The sequence below is a fragment of the Aquabacterium olei genome (assembly GCF_003100395.1).
In the GTDB taxonomy this organism is placed as follows: domain Bacteria; phylum Pseudomonadota; class Gammaproteobacteria; order Burkholderiales; family Burkholderiaceae_C; genus Aquabacterium; species Aquabacterium olei.
Genome location: NZ_CP029210.1, coordinates 3,042,010 through 3,061,059 on the forward strand (window position 1 = coordinate 3,042,010; position 19,050 = coordinate 3,061,059).

Below are 19,050 nucleotides of genomic sequence, written 5' to 3' on the forward strand. Positions count from 1 at the left end.
ACGGGGCCCCGCCCCGCCGCCGGACCCGCTGTCAACGGGGCTGCCTTCGGGCGGCCCCTTTTTTTTGGCCGATGTGCCCCCACATGCGGATGTTCCTAGAATGATCCGGTGTCCACAGACTCCCGCCTGCCTCCGCCATGGTTCCTCACCTCATCACCGCACTGACCGGCCCGATCAACGAACTGGAGCAGCGCATGCTCGAGTCCATGCCGGCCATTGAGCGCTGGTTCCGGCTGGAGTGGATGGAGCACACGCCGCCGTTCTACACCTCGGTGGACCTGCGCAATGCGGGCTTCAAGCTGGCGCCGGTGGACACCAACCTGTATCCGGGCGGCTTCAACAACCTCACGGCGGAGATGATCCCGCTGGCCGTGCAGGCCGCCATGGCCGCAATCGAGAAGATCTGCCCCGAAGCCAAGAACCTGCTGCTGATTCCTGAGAAGCACACGCGCAACACCTTCTACCTGGCGAACGTGGCCCGCTTGATGCAGATCTTCGGCTCGGCCGGCCTCAATGTGCGGCTCGGCACGCTGGACGAAACCATCACCGAACCGACCGAGCTGCCCCTGCCGGATGGCTCGACGCTGACGCTGGAGCCGCTGGTGCGCACCAAGCGCCGCCTGGGGCTCAAGCACTTCGATCCGTGCACGATCCTTGTCAACAACGACCTGTCGGCCGGCATCCCGCCCGTGCTGGAGAACCTGCACGAGCAGTACCTGCTGCCGCCGCTGCATGCCGGGTGGGCGGTGCGCCGCAAGAGCCAGCACTTCAGTGCCTACGAGGAAGTGGCCAAGAAGTTCGCCAAGCTCCTGGGGATGGACCCGTGGCTGATCAACCCGATGTATGCGGTGTGCGAGGGCGTGAACTTCCAGGAAGGCGCCGGGCTGGACGCCCTGCAGGCCCAGGTTGACGCCATGCTCAACAAGGTTCGCCGCAAGTACAAGGAATACGGCATCAACGAGAAGCCCTTTGTCATCGTCAAGGCCGACAACGGCACCTACGGCATGGGCATCATGACCGTGCGGGACGCCAAGGAGCTGGTCGACCTGAACCGCCGCACGCGCAACAAGATGTCGGTGGTGAAGGATGGGCAGGAGGTGACGCGCGTCATCATCCAGGAAGGCGTGCCCACGTACGAGCGCCTGAATGACGCCGTGGCCGAGCCGGTGGTCTACATGATCGACCGCTACGTGGTGGGCGGGTTCTACCGCGTGCACGCCGAGCGGGGCATCGACGAAAACCTCAACGCGCCGGGCTCGAGCTTCGTGCCGCTGGCCTTTGCTGAGCCGGCCCACCTGCCCCGCCCGGGCGTGAAGCCGGGCGTGAGCGCCCCGAACCGCTTCTACATGTATGGCGTGATCGCGCGCCTCGCCATGCTGGCTGCCGCCTACGAGCTCGAGGCCACGGACCCGAACGCCGAGGTCTACGCCTGACCCCACTGCACCATTTCGGAGCGCGCGCGCAGAGGCGGAACACGGGCAAAATGCCCATCTGTCGCAACGCGTTCGTCTCCACGTGCAACACAGCCCCAACGCCGCCCTCAGCGGCAAACAGCTCGCCGGCCTGACCCTCGGTGCCATCGGCATCGTCTACGGCGACATCGGCACCAGTCCCCTGTATGCCCTCAAGGAGGTGTTCGCGCACGGCCACGTGCCGCTCACGCCCGAAAACATCTACGGCATCCTGTCGATGATCTTCTGGACGCTGATGGTGATCGTCTCGCTGAAGTACGTGACGCTGATCCTGCGGGCCGACAACAACGGCGAAGGCGGCCTGATTGCCATGCTGGCCCTGGCCTCCACCGCGGTGGCCGACCGGCCGGCGCTGCGCGCCAAGCTGCTGGGCATCGGCATCTTCGGCACGGCCATCTTCTTCGGTGACGGGGTGATCACCCCCGCCGTGTCGGTGCTGTCGGCGGTGGAGGGCATGGAGGTGGCCGCGCCCGCGCTGGAGCGCTTCGTCGTGCCGGTCACGCTCGTGGTGCTCACGGGCCTGTTCATGGTCCAGAAGCACGGCACCGGCGGCATCGGCAAGTTCTTCGGCCCCATCACGGCACTGTGGTTCATCGTGCTGGCGGTGCTGGGGGTCATGCACATCGTCGGCAATCCAGCGGTGCTGGCCGCGCTCAGCCCGCATCACGCCCTGTTGTTCGTCTTCACCCACCCGGGCATGGCCTTCGTGGCGCTGGGCTCGGTGATCCTGTGCGCCACCGGCGCCGAGGCGCTGTATGCCGACATGGGCCACTTCGGCAAGAAGCCCATCCGGCTGGCGTGGTTCAGCCTGGTGCTGCCCGCGCTGACGCTGAACTACTTTGGCCAGGGCGCCATGCTGCTGGCCCATCCCGAGAACGTCGAAAACCCCTTCTTCGAGATGGCGCCGCACTGGGCGCTGTACCCGCTGGTGGGCCTGGCCACCTGCGCCACCGTGATCGCGTCGCAGGCCCTGATTTCGGCCGCCTTCTCGGTCACCAAGCAGGTGATCCAGCTGGGCTACCTGCCGCGTCTGCGCATCCTGCACACCTCGGTCAACGAGACGGGCCAGATCTACATCCCCTTCGTGAACTGGACGCTGTACGGCTGCATCGTGCTGGCCGTGATCTTCTTTGGCTCGAGCAGCAAGCTGGCCGCGGCCTACGGCATCACCGTCACGATCGACATGCTGATCACCACGGTGATGACCTTCTTCGTGATCCGTTTTGCCTGGAAGCTGCCGCTGGCGCTGTGCATCGGCGCCACCGGCATCTTCTTCGTGATCGACATCATGTTCTTCAGTGCGAACGTGATCAAGGTCGTGGATGGCGGCTGGTTCCCACTGCTGATCGGCGTGGTGATGTTCAGCCTGATGATGACCTGGCGGGATGGGCGGGCGCTGCTCAGCGAGCGCCTGCGTTCGGACTCGATCGACCTGCTGCCCTTCCTGGAGGCCGTGTTCTCCAGCCCGCCGCAGCGTGTGGAAGGCACGGCCGTCTTTCTCAATGCCGACGCAGGCACCACGCCAAACGCCCTGCTGCACAACCTGAAGCACAACAAGGTGCTGCACAAGCAGAACCTGTTCGTGACGGTGAAGTCGCACGAGGTGCCGTGGATCGGCTTCGACCAGCGCGTCGAGATCGAATCGCTGGGCAACAGCTGCTGGCAGATCATGCTGCACTTCGGTTTCAAGAACGAACCGGACGTGCCGGAAGCGCTCAAGCTGGTGCGCCAGCACGGCGTCCACATCGACGACATGGAAACCAGCTACTTCCTGTCGCGTGACATCGTGATCCCGACCATCGGCGGTGGCATGGCGCCGTGGCGCGAGAAGCTGTTTGCGAGCATGCACCGCAACGCGTCGGGCGTGGCCGACTTCCTCAGCCTGCCGGCCAACCGCGTGGTCGAGCTGGGTTCGAAGGTCGAGCTCTGAACGCGTCGCCCAGCCTCCTGTCGCGCCTGGTGCGCGACTCGGCGCTCTCGTCGGTGTCGGCGGGCTTCGTGGCCACGCTGGTGGCCTTCACCAGCACCATTGCGCTGGTGTTCCAGGCGGCCCGGCTGCTGGGCGCCACGCCCGACCAGCTCAGCTCGTGGGTGCTGGCCCTGGGTGTGGGCATGGGCGTGGGCAGCATCGGCCTGTCGCTGTGGCTGCGCGCACCCGTGCTGGTGACCTGGTCAACCCCCGGCGCGGCCGTGATCGCCACCGCGTCAACGGGCGTGAGCCTGGCCGAGGCGACCGGTGCCTTCCTGGTGTGCGGGCTGCTGATGTGGCTGTGCGGGGCAACGCGCGTGTTCGAGCGGATGATGGACCGCATCCCCGTCGCGCTGGCTTCGGCGCTGCTGGCGGGCATTCTGGCGCGCTTTGCGCTGCAGTCCTTCTCGGCGGCTTCCGGCGAGCCGCTGCTGGTCATCACCATGCTCGTGGCCTACCTGCTGGGCAAGCGCTGGATGCCGCGCTATGCGGTGATCTTCGTCCTGGGTGTGGGCATGGCGGTGGCGGGCGTGCGCGGGCAGCTGGATGCGTCCCAGCTCAATCTGAATCTGGCCAGCCCGGTGTTCGTGATGCCGGCGTTCTCGTGGCACGCCGTGGTGGGCATGGGTCTGCCGCTGTTCATCGTCACCATGGCCTCGCAGGCGGTGCCGGGCATTTCCGCCCTCCGCGTGGCGGGCTACCCGTCCCCGGTGTCACCGCTGATGAGCTGGTCGGGCGTGCTGACGCTGGTGCTCGCCCCGTTCGGCGGCTACACGTTCAACCTGGCGGCCATCACCGCCGCCATCGTGCTGAGCCCGCACGCCCACCCCGAGCCGGCCCGCCGCTACACCGCGGCCGTCTACGCCGGCGTGTTCTACATCCTCATGGCCCTGCTGGGTGGGGCCGTGGCCGGGCTCCTGGCGGCGTTTCCGCAGGCCCTGGTGATCTCGGTGGCGGGCCTGGCCCTGCTGGGCACCATCGCCAATGGCCTGGCCAACGCGCTGCACGACGTGCGCTACCGCGAGGCGGCCATCATCACTTTTCTTGTGACACTGTCGGGCGTGACGCTGCTGGGCATCGGATCGGCCTTCTGGGGCCTGGTCGCCGGCGCGTTGACGCTGTTCGTGGAACACTTCCGACATCCCACCGAACCGACCGAGACACCATGAAGCTGCTTTTCGTTGTCGACCCGCTCGACACCTTCAAGACCTACAAGGACAGCACCTTCGCGATGATGCGTGAGGGCGCTGCGCGGGGCCATGAACTCTGGGCCTGCGAGCCGCCGCAAATCGTGTGGCAACGCGACGGCCGGGTGCAGGCCGAGGCCGCCCGCATCACGCTGACCGGCGATGCCGACGACTGGTACACCGTCGAAGAAATGGCCGTGGTGGCGCTGGCCGACGCCGACGCCGTGCTGATGCGCAAGGACCCGCCCTTCGACGCCGAGTACCTGTACGCCACCCACCTGCTGAGCCAGGCGGAGCGCGAAGGCGCCCGCGTGTTCAACAGCCCGCAGGCGCTGCGCGAGCACCCCGAGAAGCTGGCCATCATGGCCTACCCGCAGTTCATTGCGCCCACGCTGGTCACGCGCGACATCGAGACCGTGCGCGCCTTCCACGCGCAGCACCGTGACGTGATCCTCAAGCCGCTGGACGGCATGGGCGGCGCGGGCATCTTCCGTGTGAAGGACGACGGGCTGAACCTCGGCAGCGTGGCCGAAACCCTCACGCGCAATGGCACGCAGACCATCATGGTGCAGAAGTTCCTGCCGGCCATCAGCGAGGGCGACAAGCGGGTGCTGGTCATCGATGGCGAGCCGGTGCCCTACGCGCTGGCGCGCATCCCGCAGGGGGGCGAGGTCCGGGGCAACCTGGCCGCGGGCGGCAAAGGGGTGGCTCAGCCCCTGAGCGAGTCGGATCTGACGATTGCCCGCCACCTCGGCCCCATCCTGGCGGCACGTGGCCTGTTGCTCGTGGGCCTGGACATCATCGGCGACCGTCTCACCGAGATCAACGTGACGAGCCCGACCTGCTTCCAGGAGATCACGCAGCAGACCGGGTGGGATGTGGCGGCGCGCTTCATCGATGCGCTGGAAGCCCGCCTGAAGGGCTGACGGTTCAAGGCGTGTTCAGCCCCGCGGCCGGCCGAACACGTCGAGCAGCCCGAGCCGGCTCGCTTCGTACACGGCCTCGCTGCGCGAGTGGACGGCGAGCTTGGCATACAGCTTCTTGATGTAGGTCTGCACCGAGTGCACGGTGATGCCCTGCTCGCGCGCGATCTCGGCGTAGGCATAGCCACGGGCGATGAACTCGAGCACTTCCTGTTCGCGACGGCTCAGGCTGACCGGCGCGGGCACGTCGGCCGCCTCCGACGGCATCGCCGTGGCCATGAGCGGCACGGGCGCGGCGCGGTCCGGTTCGGCGATCCGCCCGGAATCGGGAACCGGGCGCAGTCGTTTGAGCAAGTGGCGCGCGATCATCGGCGAAATCGGGGAGGCGCCCTGCTTGACGGCCAGCAGCGTGGCCGCAATGTCGGCCGCCTCGTCGTCCTTGTGCACATAGCCCACCGCACCGGCTTCGATGCTGGCCACCACGTTGGCCTCATCCCCGAACATCGACACGACCAGCATGTCGCACGCGGGCCAGCGCTGGTGCACCTGGCGCAGCAGGCTCAGGCCACTGCCATCCGGCAGCCCCAGGTCGACCAGCAACAAGTCGGCCCCCCGGTGTTCGAACCACGCCGCGGCCGGCGCCAGCGTGCCGAAGCTGGCGCGCAGGTGCAAGGCGGGATGGGCATCGATGGACTGCTCGAGGAACTGACGGGTCAGCTGATTGTCCTCGACCAGCACCACGTCCCAGGGGGCGTCGCGGTTCATGTGGACGAGGATATACCGACTGCAGAGCCCGGGCCGGGCGCAGACGCAGCCAGCGGCAGCACGAGCCGCACGGCGAGGCCGCCGTCCCGCGGGGTGTCGAAGTGCAGCGCCACGCCGATCTGACTGGCGCGGCCCAGCATGCCGACAATGCCCTGCCCACGGGGCGCGGCGCCGGGATCCCAGCCGCCACCGTTGTCTATGAGGGTGACCTCGATGGCATCGGGCAAGGCGCGCGCAGCCAGCACCAGTTGCGTGGCATGTGCGTGCTGCAGCACGTTGGACAGCGCCTCGTACAGGATGTATTGAAGCTGTCGCAGGGCGGGCGGGCTGCCGTCGGGCCAGGCGGGCAAAGGCGCCACGTCCCAGCGCAACGTGATGCCGGCGGCCTCGAGGCGCGGCGCGAGTCGGTACCGCCAGCTGGCCAGCAGCCCCGCCACATCGCCCGGCGCGAGCGACATCGCATCGATCGTGAGCTTGAGCTGGGCCAGCGAATCACGCAGCGTCTGGGTCACGAGCCCGATGTCCGGGGGCCGCGCACCGGGGGCCTGAAGCTGCCGCAGCGCCGAAGTCAGGTGCGCACCCACGCCATCGTGCATGTCCTGCACGATGCGCGCACGCTCGGCGGTGGCGGCCTGCGCCTTCTCGAGCGCAGACAGCCGGGCGAAGCTGTCACGCAGGGCGGCCTCGCGCTCGGCGACACGGGTGGCGAGCGTGCGGTTGAGCTCGTGCAGCGCCGCCCGCGATCGCCCCTGGTCGCCGGCCAGCACCACGAAGTTGCACGCGATCAGCACCGGGCCGAAGATGCCCATCAGGTAGACCGCATCGAAGGGCAGCGCGCCGGTCACGATCAGCATGTCGTGGAAGGCCGCGGGGACCAGCACCGCACAGCCCAGCACCAGCCAGCCGCCATCCGGCCGTCGCGTGCGGATCACGTGCGAGATGGCGAGCCCCATGCCGACCAGCGCAATGAGGTAAGTGGCCCCATAGACATACGCCGTGCGGACGAAGTCGGCCGCCGTGGCGTGGTAGCCGGCGACCAGCAGCATGAGTGCCCCGAACACGCGCGCCAGCCAGCGCGGCGGGCAGTCTGCAATGCGAAAGAAGAAGGCGCACAGCGCCAGCTGATACCAGTGCGTGAGCGTGGACCGCAGGCCTTCCCAGAAGGACGGGTCGCTCAGCGGCTCGGGCCGGATCATCAACAGCGTCGACAGGCCCCAGGTGAAGGCTGCCAGACCCATGTAGGCCACGGCGCCCTGGCTGCGATCGCGCCACCAGCCGAGCCCCATCAGCAGGCCGCTGGTGATGAGGGCCGTGTGGATGAAGTTCATCAGATCGACCTGGATCCAGCGGCGCCAGCGGTAGGGCTGCATGACCTGCTCCAGCGGGCCCACCGCAATGGGCGCCAGCCCCTCACGGGCAGCATGACCACTGGCCACCCGCACGTCGATGACGTTGGCGCCGTCGCGCCACAAGGTGGACGGCACCGTGAAGAGCAGCGGGACGTACCAGTTCCGCGTCACGGGCTCGGTCATCGAGCCCGAGAACGGCAAGGCCACACCGTTGATCCACACCTGCCCGTTCATCGAGACGCGGGGCAGGTAGACGGCCCATGGCCCTTTGGGCACGCCCGCCAGATCGACCCGGAAGCGATACCACATCGAGCCGGTGTGACCCGGATGGGTGTCCATCCAGCGGTGCGGCAGGTGCGTGTGCAACCAGGGTCCGTCAGGGGGCGGCACGCCATCGGCACCCCGGGCGCCGATCAGCACGCAGGCCTCGTGCAGGTGGTGCAGCATTTCACCGTGCAGCGGCACGCTCCGCACGGCCACGGCGTCGCTGGCCGCGCGCGCGCCCGACACGGGCCACACCGACCACAAGACCCACACCACCATCCACCCCAACAGACCGACGCCGGTGCGCGCCCGGAGCAACAAGCCAGACATCGCGCCATTGTCTCGCGCCGATCTGCACGGGTCTGCCCCCTGCTTGGGGCGACAATGCAGCTTTTCCGCTTTTGCTTGCTGCCCGCCACCATGGCCGTCCTCACCCTGAGCCAGGCTCAACTCGCTTTCGGCCACGTCGCCCTCCTCGACCATGCCTCGTTCTCGCTCGAAACCGGCGAACGCGTCGGGCTGATTGGCCGCAATGGCACCGGCAAGTCCTCGCTGCTGAAGATCCTCGCCGGGCTGGAGAAGCCCGACGACGGCCAGCTGCAGGTGCAAAAAGGCGTCGAGCTGGCCTACGTGCCGCAGGAGCCGGCATTCGCCGACGACGCCACCGTGGAGAGCACGGTGAGCGAAGGCCTGGGCGACATTCGCGCGCTGCGCGAACGCTTCGAGGCGATCACGCACGGCGAAGGCGATGCCGACGACATGGAATCGCTCATGACCCAGATCGAGGCCCGCAACGGCTGGAACTGGGAGCAGCGCGTCGAAGAAACCCTGCAGCGCCTGAACCTCTCGGCCGACCTCCCGATTGCGAGCCTCTCGGGCGGCATGAAGAAGCGCGTCGCCCTGGCCCGCGCCCTGGTGGCCAGCCCCGATGTGCTCTTCCTTGACGAGCCCACCAACCACCTGGACCTGGATGCCATCACGTGGCTGGAGGACCTGCTCAAGGACTTCAAGGGCAGCATCCTGCTGATCTCCCACGACCGCGCCTTCCTGGACAACGTGTGCACCCGCATCGTCGAGCTCGACCGCGGCCAGCTGCGCAGCTACCCCGGCAACTTCGCTGCCTACCAGACGCTGAAGGAGCAGGAACTGGCCGACGAGGCTGTCGCCAACGCCCGCTTCGACAAGCTGCTGGCGCAGGAGGAGGTGTGGATCCGCAAGGGCGTGGAAGCCCGCCGCACGCGCTCGGTGGCGCGCATCAAGCGCCTGGAAGGCCTGCGTGCCGCGCGCTCGTCGCGCCGTGATGTGGTGGGCCGCGTCAAGCTCGAGGTCTCGCAGGGCGACCGCAGCGGCAAGATCGTGGCGGAACTCGAAGACGTCTCCAAGGCCTACGGCGGCCGCACCATCGTCAAGGGGTTCACGGGCACCATCCTGCGGGGCGACAAGGTGGGCCTGGTCGGCTCCAACGGCGCGGGCAAGACCACGCTGCTGAAGATGATCCTGGGCGAACTGGCGCCCGACAGCGGCACCGTGAAGCAAGGCGCCAACCTCGCGGTGGCGTACTTCGACCAGATGCGTGATCACCTCGACCTCGACGCCACGCTGGCCGACTTCATCAGCCCGGGCAGCGAGTGGATCGAGATCAACGGCTCGCGCAAGCACGTGATGGGCTATCTGCAGGACTTTCTGTTCTCGCCGGCGCGCGCCAACTCGCCCGTGCGCACGCTCAGCGGCGGGGAGCGCAACCGCCTGCTGCTGGCGCGCCTGTTCGCCAAGCCCAGCAACGTGCTGGTGCTCGACGAACCCACCAACGACCTTGACATCGACACGCTCGACCTGCTCGAAGACCTGCTGGCCGAGTACCCGGGCACCGTCTTCCTGGTCAGCCATGACCGGCGCTTCCTGGACAACGTGGTCACCTCGACCCTGGTGGCCGAGGGCAACGGCCACTGGCGCGAATACGAAGGTGGCGTCGAAGACTGGCTGATCCAGTCGCGCCGCGCGCAGGCCATTGCGGCCGGCAAGCCGGGGGCAGCCGCCATTGCCGCCGCCGTCAAGCAGACGCCGGAAGCCGACACGCGCACACCGGTGAGCGTGGCCGCCGACACCGCGCCCGCCGCGGCGCCGGCAGCCGCCGTGGTGGCCCAGCCGAAACGCAAGCTGAGCTACAAGGAGCAGCGTGAGCTGGACGAACTGCCCGCCCGCATCGAGGCACTCGAGACCGAACAGGCCGAACTGAACAAGCAGCTCGCCGACCCGGATGTCTACAGCAAGGAAGGCGCGAACGTGGCGGCCCTGCATGCCCGCGTCGAGGAGATCGACGAGGCGCTGCTGGCGTTGCTGGAACGCTGGGAAACGCTGGGCCAGCGCTGATCGCGGCTTAGCGGGTCAGGCGCGACGCGCCACCGGCGAGGCCCCGCCGTTTGTCTGCGACAACAGGCTTTCGCAGGCGGCTTCCGGGTCTTCGCTGTAGAGGACCTGATCAAGGAGAGGCGCCAGGCGGCGCGTGTCGGCCCGCAGCACACGCTGCTTGACCGACGCCACCTGCGTGGGGTGCATCGAGAAGCTGCGCAACCCCATGGCCAGCAGCAGCTCGGTGAAGGCCGGATCGCCCGCCATTTCGCCGCACACACTCACGCCTTTGCCCGCGGCACGGGCCTGGGTGATGGTGTTGGCCACGAGTTGCAGGACCGCAGGGTGCCACGCGTCGTACAGATGGGCCACGGCCTCGTCGGCGCGGTCGATCGCCAGCGTGTACTGGATCAGGTCGTTCGTGCCGATCGACAGGAAGTCGAAGTGCTTGAGGAACAGCGGCAGGGTCAGGGCCGCGGCGGGCACCTCGATCATGGCCCCGAGTTGCACCTCGCCGAAGGAGCGGCCAGCCTCGGTCAACTGGCGCTTCGCGTGGGCGATGTGCTCCATGGTCTGCGTGATCTCGCGCTGGCTAGCCAGCATCGGAATCAAGATCTTCACCGGCCCGTGCACCGCCGCGCGGTACAGCGCCCGCAGCTGTCGACGGAACATGCTCGGCTCGGACAGGCTCCAGCGGATGGCCCGCAGGCCGAGCGCCGGGTTCAGCACCGATTCATGTCGCAGCTCGGCCGCCGACAGGCCATCGAGCGGCTTGTCGGCGCCGATGTCGACCGTGCGGATCGTGACGGGCAGGCCCTTCATCGACTCGACGGCACGGCGGTAGGCGTCGTACTGCTCCTCTTCATCGGGCAGGTTGCCACCGCGGTTCATGAACAGGAACTCGGAGCGAAACAGCCCGACGCCCACCGAGCCAGCTTCCAGTGCGGCCGGGGCGTCTTCCGGCATCTCGATGTTGGCCAGCAGCTCGACGCGCTCACCATCGAGCGTGACCGCCGGCGTGTGCCGCAGCCGGGCCAGCCGCCCGCGCTCCAGCTCGCTCTGACGCTGCCGGAAGCGGTATTCCTCCAGCACGATGGGCGACGGGTCGACGATGACCAGCCCGGCATCGCCATCGATGATGATGCAGTCGTCCTGACGGATGAGGTGGCTGGCCTGGCGGGCGCCCACGACGGCCGGGATGTCCATGCTGCGCGCCACGATGGCCGTGTGCGAGGTCTTGCCTCCCACGTCGGTCACGAAGCCCTTGAACACGCTGCGCTTGAAGTTCAGCATGTCGGCCGGTGCGATGTCGCTGGCCACCAGCACCAGCGGTTCGTCGCCCCCGAAATCGCGGTGCTCGCCCCCATCCGGCACGGCCGACGGCTTGCCCTTGCTCAGGCTGCGCAGCAGGCGCTCCACCACCTGCTCCAGGTCGGCCTTGCGTTCGCGGATGTACGGGTCGTCCATCTCGTCGAACTGGCGCGCCAGCACCTCCAGCTGCGCGGACACCGCCCACTCCGCGTTGTAGTGGCGCTCGCGGATCCAGTCTGCAGACGCGCCCACCAGGGCCTCATCCTGCACCAGCATCAGGTGCACATCGAGCAGCGCCGCCAGTTCCGCCGGCGCATCGGCAGGCAGATCGCGCTTGAGCACCTCGAACTCGGTGGCCACCACGTCGCGCGCGCTCAGCAGCCGCCCCACCTCCGATTCGATCAGGGTGGGGTCGATGAAGACGTGCGGCACGTCCACCCGGCTGGACGCCACCAGCACGGCGCGGCCGATGGCCACGCCGCGTGACACCGGCAGGCCGAAGATCTGGATGCTCATGGCTTGATCGTAACAGTGGGCACCCCCGTACCCGGGGTGTGCGGCCTCAGGGTTGACACCCATCACGGCCGGATGGCCGGTGCGTCATGCAACTGTCACGCCAGGTTCATGGGCACGTCACCCCACCTGCCCACAGTCGAGGCTCATGTCCACGAAGCCCCTGGAGATGACCATGCGTGACCTGCCTCTGCCCACGCTGCCGATGGCAGACCTGTCCACCCGCCTGTCGGCCGAGACCCGTGCCGCCCGGAGGTCACTTCATCCGGGCGCAGCGCACGGTGAAGACGCGGCCAGCCGCGCCGGCCTGGCGGTCGTTTGGGCAAGCTCTGAAGAAGATGTTCGCGCCGCTCAACGACTGAGGTACCGTGTCTTCGCGGATGAAATGGGCGCGCGCCTGAATGTGCCCGCCGGCAGCCCGCCCGGTCACGACATCGACCTGTTCGACCCGTACTGCGAGCATTTGCTGGTGCGCCTGATGGGCACGGATGGCGAGCCTGGCGACGTGATCGGCACCTACCGCGTGCTGACGCCCGATGCAGCCCGCCGCGTGGGCGGCCTGTACAGCGAGACCGAATTCGACCTGACCCGCCTGCGCCCGATGCGCAGCCGCATGGTCGAGCTGGGCCGCTCGTGCGTGCACCCGGATCACCGCCACGGCGGCGCCATCATGGCGCTGTGGGGGGCCCTGGCCGAGTTCATGGTGCGCAACGAGCTCGACACCATGGTGGGCTGCGCCAGCATCAGCATGCGCGACGGCGGCCACGTGGCCGCCAGCCTGTGGGAGCAGCTGCGCCACACACACCTCGCCCCGATCGACCTGCAAGTGCGCCCCCGCCTGCCGCTGCCAGTCGACGAACTGGACCGCCACCTGCAGGTCGAGCCGCCCGCGCTGATCAAGGGCTACCTGCGCGTGGGCGCCAAGGTGCTCGGCGCCCCGGCGTGGGACCCCGACTTCCACACCGCCGACCTGCCCATGCTGATGCGCATCGCCGATCTGCCATCGCGCTACCGCCGGCATTTCCTGGGCGCCTGACGCCATCCTGACCCGCCCGCGGCCACGGCAGCGCATAGACTGCGCGCCATGCGCCAACAGCCTCCGCCTCGCCGTACCCCGCCCCGATCCACCCCGGCCTCCGGGCCGCACGCTGCGCCACCGAGCGGCAGCCTGCCGCTGTGGCAGCTGCTGACCGGGTGCGCCGAGGCCGTGGCCGCGGTGCGTGAGGGCCGCTCGCTCACCGACGTGCTGGCCGGGCAGCCGGCCGCGCAGCGTCCGGGCGTGCAGGCCCTGTCGTTTGCGGTGCTCCGCCGGCTGGGCCTGGCGCAGGCGCTGCGCAACAAGCTCGTGCCCAAGGCACCCGCGCCGTGGGTGGATGCCCTGCTGCTGTCGGCCCTGGCCCTGGCCAGCGGCCCGGAATACGCCGGCCACACCCTGGTCGACCAGGCCGTGGAAGCGGCCAAGCGCCGCACCAAGGCGGCCAGCGGCTTTGTCAACGCCGTGCTGCGCCGTTTCCTGCGTGAACAGGAAGCCCTGCTGGCCGAACTGGAAGAAGACCCGCTCGCGCGCTTCAACCACCCGGCCTGGTGGATCAAGCGGCTGCAGAAGGACTGGCCCGAGCACTGGCAGGCCATCCTCATGGCCAACCAGGAACAGCCTCCCATGACGCTGCGGGTGAACACCCGGCATGGCAGCGTGGCGGCCTACCGCGCGCGCCTGGTGGAAGCCGGCCTGCTGCCAGCCGACGCCCCGCCACCGGCTGCCGAGGTACCCGGCGCGCCCTCTCCCATCGTCCTGCCGCACGGGGTGCCGGTGCAGCGCCTGCCCGGCTTCGATGCGGGCGATGTGTCCGTGCAGGACACCGCCGCCCAGATGGCCACACCGCTGCTGGTGCATGCCGGCGGCCGGCCCTTGCCTGCGGGCGCCCGGGTGCTCGACGCCTGCGCCGCACCGGGCGGCAAGACCGCCCATCTGCTGGAACTGGCCGACCTGGACGTGACCGCGCTGGACGCCGACCCGGAGCGTCTGACCCGTGTCAACGACACGCTGGAGCGCCTGGGCCTGCGCGCCCGCACCCTGGCCGCCGACGCCAGCCAGCCCGCCGGCTGGTGGGACGGCCAGCCCTTCGATGCCATCCTGCTGGACGCGCCCTGCAGTGCCTCCGGCATCGTGCGCCGCCATCCGGACGTGCGCTGGCTGCGTCGCGAATCGGACATCGCCGCGCTGGCCCGCACGCAGGACGCCATCCTCGACGCCCTGTGGCCCCTGCTGCGCCCGGGCGGTCATCTGCTGTACTGCACCTGCTCGGTCTTCCGCATGGAGGGTCAGGATCGGGTCGACGCGTTTTTGCAACGCACGCCGGACGCCCGCGTTCTGCCCTCCCCCGGCCACCTGCTGCCTGTGGTCGAATACCTTGACCCTGGCCATGCCGACCGCGGCGACGGCTTCTTCTACGCCTTGTTGACCCGAACACCTCCAGGTGCGTGATGCCCCAGATGCGCCGCCGAGAGATGCTGCACCGCAGTGCCTCCGCCCTGCTCGCCATGCCGATGGCGGTCGCGGGGCGTGCGGCGCTGGCCGAGGCTGCTCCGCAAGCCGGCCTGGTGCTCAACCGACTGGCGGTACAGCGGGCCGATGAAGGCCTGCTGCTCAGCTACGACGTGCGCTTCGACCTCCCGGACGACATCGAGTCGGCGCTCGGCAAGGGCGTGGCGGTCACCTTCGTGGCACGCGCCGAACTGCTGCGCCCGCGCTGGTATTGGCTCGACCAGACCCGCGCCCGGGCCGTGCGCCGCTGGCGCCTGGCCTACCAGCCGCTCACCCGGCACTGGCGCGTGAACTTCGATGGCCTGAGTCGCCAGTACAACCAGCTCGGCGACGCGCTGGACGCACTGCGCCGCACGAACCGCTGGCGCATCGCAGAGCCCATTGCCTACGCCGACGAACAGGACTACGAGGTCGCCTTCCGCTTCATGCTGGACCCCAACGAGCTGCCACGCCCCCTGCAGATCGGCCTCGGCGGCCAGCCGAACTGGAACGTGTCCGTCGAGCGCCGCGTGCCGGTGCCGCCGGTCTGATGCCCCCCTCATGAGCCCGATCAAGCCCAACCGCTGGGCGTGGATCGTCTCCGGTGTCGCCATGACGGCCACCGGCCTGATCCTCGCCTTCCTGCTCGTCTTCGCCACCCAGAACAGCGAGCGGCTCGAGCCGCATTTCACCTGGCTCTTCTGGACCAACGTCACCGTGGCCGCGCTGCTCGGCGTGGTCATCCTGCTGGCCCTGGGCCGCCTTGCACTGCGGCTGCGCGCCCGCAAGTTCGGCAGCCGGCTGCTGCTCAAACTCGCCGGCATCTTCGGGCTCGTGGGGCTGTTGCCCGGCCTGCTGATCTACACGGTGTCCTACCAGTTCGTCTCACGCAGCATCGAGACCTGGTTCGACGTGCGGGTGGAAGGTGCGCTGGAGGCCGGTCTCAACCTCGGTCGCAGCACGCTCGACACCCTCACGCGCGACACCGCCAAGCAGACCCGCGTGGCCGCCGACCGCCTGTCGGACAACCCCGGTCTGCTGGAGCTCGAACGGGTGCGCGAACAGATGGGCGCCGACACCGTGACGCTGCTCAACGAAGGCGGGCTGGCCGTCCATTCCGCCGGCGGCCGCGCATCGCGCATCCTCGCCGCCGAGCGCCTGCCGCTCACCTGGCGGCAGGATGCCCGCAACCGCGGGGTCACGGCCATGGTGGAAGGGCTGGACGACGGCACGGACCACGGCACCGCCCCGCCTCCTGTCGATGAGGCCCGCGACGAAGTGAGCCCCCGCCTCGTTGCCCTGGCCTGGATGCCTGACCGCAGCTTCAGCCTGCAGGCCAAGGGGCACTTCCTGATGGTCACGCTCAAGCTGCCAGCCGACCTGGTGCGCAACGCGCTCGACGTGCAGGCGGCCTACCGCGAGTACCAGCAGCGCTCCCTCGGCCGTGAAGGGCTGCGCCGCATGTACATCGGCACCCTGACGCTCGCCCTCATCCTGGCCGTGTTCGGGGCCTTCCTGCTGGCGGCCATCCTCGGGCAGCAGCTCGCCCGGCCGCTGCTGCTGCTGGCCGAAGGCGTGGGCGAAGTGGCCCGCGGCGACCTGCGCCCCAAGCCCATCTTCACCTCGGGCGACGAACTCGGCGGCCTGACCCGCTCGTTCGCCGCCATGACACAGCAGCTCGCCGACGCCCGCACCCTGGCTGACCGCAGTGTCGCCGACCTCGAATCGGCCCGCGCCCACCTGCAGACCATTCTCGACAACCTCAGCGCGGGCGTCATCGTGTTCGACGCCGATGGCCACATCGAGACCGTCAACCCGGGCGCCACGCGGATCCTGCGTCTCCCGCTGTCGGCCTACCGCGGCCGCCCGCTGTCGGATGTGACCGGCCTGGAAGACTTCGCCCAGACGCTGAAAGCCCGCTTCGACCTGCACGCCAACGACCCCACGCCGGGCGAACGCCAGCAATGGCAGGAAGCGTACGAGCTGAAACTGCCGAACTACCCCGAGGCCCTGACCCTGCTGGTGCGCGGCGCCGAACTGCCCCGCCAGGAAACCCTCATCGTGTTCGACGACCTCACCGAGGTCGTGTCGGCCCAGCGCGCCGAGGCCTGGAGTCAGGTGGCCCGCCGCGTGGCCCACGAGATCAAGAACCCGCTGACGCCGATCCAGCTCTCGGCCGAGCGCCTGCAACTCAAGCTGGAGGACAAGCTCGCCGGTGAGCCGGAGCGCAGCCTGCTGCGCCGCTCGGTCGACACCATCGTCAACCAGGTGCAGGCACTCAAGACGCTGATCAACGAGTTCCGCGACTACGCCCGCCTGCCCTCGGCCCGCCTGCAACCGCTCGACCTCAATGCGCTGGTGCAGGATGTGACCGCGCTGTACGGCCATGCGGTCGAGCAGGGCCGCCTGCAGGTGACGCTGGCCCCGGATCTGCCGTTGATTCAGGGTGACGCAACGCTGCTGCGGCAGGTGGTGCACAACCTGGTGCAGAACGCCTTCGATGCCCTGGAAGAGCGCCCGCCCGAGCACGGCCAGCCCACCGTGCTGGTGCGCACCGACGCCCCCCGCCACGCCGATGGTGGCATTCGCGCGGTGCGCCTCATCGTGCGCGACAATGGCCCCGGTTTCGCCCCTCACATCCTCAAGCGCGCCTTCGAGCCCTACATCACGACCAAATCCAAGGGCACGGGCCTGGGGCTGGCGGTGGTCAAGAAGATCGCCGACGAGCACGGCGCCCTGGTCAAAGTGCGCAATGTGGGCGAATCCCAGGGGGATGTGACCGCTGCTGCGGGCTATCCCGCAGGGGGTGTTCCCGGGAGCGGGGCACAAGTTTCGCTATCATTTTCACAGCTGTCATCCAAATCAACCGCGGATCGGGGACACTGAGCGTTGTTTTCCCGATACCCGGTGCACTTCCACATTCATGGCCACCATTCTTGTTGTTGACGACGAACTGGGCATCCGTGCCCTCCTGTCAGAGATCCTGACCGACGAAGGTCACTCTGTCGAAGTGGCGGAGAACGCCGCGAAGGCGCGCGTGATGCGCGAACAGTGCAAGCCGGACCTGATCCTGCTCGACATCTGGATGCCCGATGTCGACGGTGTCACGCTGCTCAAGGAATGGTCGGCTGGCGGCCAACTCACGATGCCCGTCATCATGATGTCCGGCCACGGCACGATCGACACCGCTGTGGAAGCCACCAAGTTCGGCGCGATGGCCTTCCTCGAGAAGCCCATCACCATGCAGAAGCTGCTGCGCGCAGTGGAACAGGGCCTGACCAAACCGGCCCCGCGCCCCGCCGTGGTTGCGACCCCACCGGTGCACCTGGCCACCGTCACGCCGATCACCGCCGCCCCCTCGTACGCCGCGGTGAGCAACAGCCCCGCCACCATCTCGCCGATCCGCAGCGAACTGGTGGGCCACGTCGAACCGCACCGCGCCCCGGTGAGCTACGGCATGAGCCACGCTCCCATCGTCAGCACACCCGTGCACACCGGCCCGCAGCACGAACAGAGCTTCGAGCTCGACCGCCCACTGCGCGAAGCCCGCGACGACTTCGAGCGCGCGTACTTCGAGTTCCACCTGGCCCGTGAAGGCGGCAGCATGACCCGTGTCGCCGAGAAGACCGGCCTGGAGCGCACCCACCTGTATCGAAAATTGAAACAGCTGGGCGTCGATTTGGGCCGCAGCAAGAAAACCGCCGCAAATTGATGTATAGTCTAGGTCTTCGCTGATCACTGCTTCGCAGACAGCGAAAACCGAAGGGGAAACCCAGAGGCCTGGTAGCTCAGTTGGTAGAGCAGCGGATTGAAAATCCGCGTGTCGGTGGTTCGATTCCGCCCCAGGCCACCAAGACAATCGCAAACGCCCGCTCTCACGAGTGGGCGTTTTGCTTTGTGCGCGGCCCTCGTCTGTTGCGCGCACCACACGCCATGAGATCCTCGATCCACATCGTCGACGTCGACCGCATCGAGACCTGGAGCCGCCATCGCAACGGCCTGTGCGACACGTGCATGGCCAACTGCTGCACGATGCCGGTGGAAGTGAAGCTGCCGGATCTGGTCCGGCTGGGGCTCGTGGACCCGTTCGAAGCCGAACATGAGGAAGCACGGCAGATCAGCAAGCGCCTCATCAAGGCCGGCATTGCCGAGCGCTATCACCACAAGAGCGAGATCTACACGCTCGCACGACGCGCCGATGGCGACTGCCGCTTCCTGGATGCCAGCACGCGGCGCTGTACGGTGTACGAGCAGCGCCCCGCCACGTGCCGCAAACACCCGCAGGTCGGCCCTCGACCGGGGTTCTGCCCTTACGGGCCTCGGCAGGAACGCCGCTGAGTCGCGAGCGTGCCGCACAACGGGCACCGCCACCACCGAACAATCCGGCAACAGAGACCCACGCTGGCACAATCCCGGGCGATGTC

The 19,050-nt window shown here is 68.4% G+C and carries 14 protein-coding genes and 1 tRNA gene; 12 read left to right on the top strand and 3 right to left on the bottom strand.

Going from position 1 to position 19,050, the window contains the following annotated elements; translation table 11 throughout:
* Positions 1–137 precede the first annotated feature (137 nt).
* The 4 genes from gshA (at position 138) to gshB (ending at position 5,554) form a co-directional block, all read left to right on the top strand.
* Positions 138–1,433, top strand: a complete 1,296-nt coding sequence (gene gshA / locus DEH84_RS13650) for a glutamate--cysteine ligase (protein WP_109037348.1) — start codon at positions 138–140, stop codon at positions 1,431–1,433.
* A gap of 82 nt (positions 1,434–1,515) precedes the next feature.
* The gene (locus DEH84_RS13655) at positions 1,516–3,402 is read left to right on the top strand and encodes a potassium transporter Kup (protein WP_109037349.1); all 1,887 of its coding nucleotides are present in this window, start codon (positions 1,516–1,518) and stop codon (positions 3,400–3,402) included.
* Between the two features lie 29 nt (positions 3,403–3,431).
* Entirely contained in the window at positions 3,432–4,610 is a 1,179-nt protein-coding gene (locus DEH84_RS13660; protein ID WP_245932592.1) for a benzoate/H(+) symporter BenE family transporter, read from the top strand.
* Complete coding sequence (gshB, locus tag DEH84_RS13665; RefSeq protein ID WP_109037350.1) at positions 4,607–5,554, top strand: glutathione synthase; 948 nt, start codon at positions 4,607–4,609, stop codon at positions 5,552–5,554. Before DEH84_RS13660 ends, gshB begins: the two co-directional genes overlap by 4 nt.
* A gap of 15 nt (positions 5,555–5,569) precedes the next feature.
* Here the strand turns inward: gshB and DEH84_RS13670 are convergent, their stop codons facing one another.
* Both DEH84_RS13670 and DEH84_RS13675 read right to left on the bottom strand, forming a co-directional pair.
* On the bottom strand, positions 5,570–6,316 hold the full coding sequence (locus tag DEH84_RS13670) for a response regulator (protein WP_109037351.1): 747 nt from the start codon (positions 6,314–6,316) through the stop codon (positions 5,570–5,572).
* Positions 6,313–8,259, bottom strand: a complete 1,947-nt coding sequence (locus tag DEH84_RS13675; protein ID WP_159098965.1) for a sensor histidine kinase — start codon at positions 8,257–8,259, stop codon at positions 6,313–6,315. The genes DEH84_RS13670 and DEH84_RS13675 overlap by 4 nt, the downstream gene beginning before the upstream one ends.
* Before the next feature lie 90 nt (positions 8,260–8,349).
* Between DEH84_RS13675 and DEH84_RS13680 the strand changes: the two genes are divergently transcribed.
* On the top strand, positions 8,350–10,299 hold the full coding sequence (locus DEH84_RS13680) for an ATP-binding cassette domain-containing protein (protein ID WP_109038399.1): 1,950 nt from the start codon (positions 8,350–8,352) through the stop codon (positions 10,297–10,299).
* Between the two features lie 15 nt (positions 10,300–10,314).
* Here the strand turns inward: DEH84_RS13680 and ptsP are convergent, their stop codons facing one another.
* Entirely contained in the window at positions 10,315–12,105 is a 1,791-nt protein-coding gene (ptsP, locus tag DEH84_RS13685) for a phosphoenolpyruvate--protein phosphotransferase (RefSeq protein ID WP_109037353.1), read from the bottom strand.
* A 172-nt stretch (positions 12,106–12,277) separates the two neighbouring features.
* Between ptsP and DEH84_RS13690 the strand changes: the two genes are divergently transcribed.
* From DEH84_RS13690 to DEH84_RS13720, 7 genes are all read left to right on the top strand, one after another.
* Positions 12,278–13,138, top strand: a complete 861-nt coding sequence (locus DEH84_RS13690; protein ID WP_109038400.1) for a GNAT family N-acetyltransferase — start codon at positions 12,278–12,280, stop codon at positions 13,136–13,138.
* Positions 13,139–13,186: 48 nt separating this feature from the next.
* Positions 13,187–14,587, top strand: a complete 1,401-nt coding sequence (gene rsmB / locus DEH84_RS13695; protein WP_109037354.1) for a 16S rRNA (cytosine(967)-C(5))-methyltransferase RsmB — start codon at positions 13,187–13,189, stop codon at positions 14,585–14,587.
* Positions 14,587–15,177 (top strand): DUF4390 domain-containing protein, encoded by a 591-nt coding sequence (locus DEH84_RS13700; RefSeq protein WP_109037355.1) that lies wholly within the window; start codon positions 14,587–14,589, stop codon positions 15,175–15,177. Before rsmB ends, DEH84_RS13700 begins: the two co-directional genes overlap by 1 nt.
* A 10-nt stretch (positions 15,178–15,187) precedes the next feature.
* On the top strand, positions 15,188–17,512 hold the full coding sequence (locus DEH84_RS13705; RefSeq protein ID WP_109037356.1) for a sensor histidine kinase: 2,325 nt from the start codon (positions 15,188–15,190) through the stop codon (positions 17,510–17,512).
* A gap of 37 nt (positions 17,513–17,549) precedes the next feature.
* Positions 17,550–18,338: a response regulator gene (locus DEH84_RS13710; RefSeq protein ID WP_109037357.1), complete on the top strand. Its 789-nt coding sequence runs from the start codon at positions 17,550–17,552 to the stop codon at positions 18,336–18,338.
* A 65-nt stretch (positions 18,339–18,403) separates the two neighbouring features.
* Positions 18,404–18,479: transfer RNA gene (locus DEH84_RS13715), tRNA-Phe, on the top strand.
* An 80-nt stretch (positions 18,480–18,559) separates the two neighbouring features.
* Positions 18,560–18,964, top strand: coding sequence for a YkgJ family cysteine cluster protein (locus DEH84_RS13720; protein WP_109037358.1), 405 nt, complete (start codon positions 18,560–18,562; stop codon positions 18,962–18,964).
* Positions 18,965–19,050 lie beyond the last annotated feature (86 nt).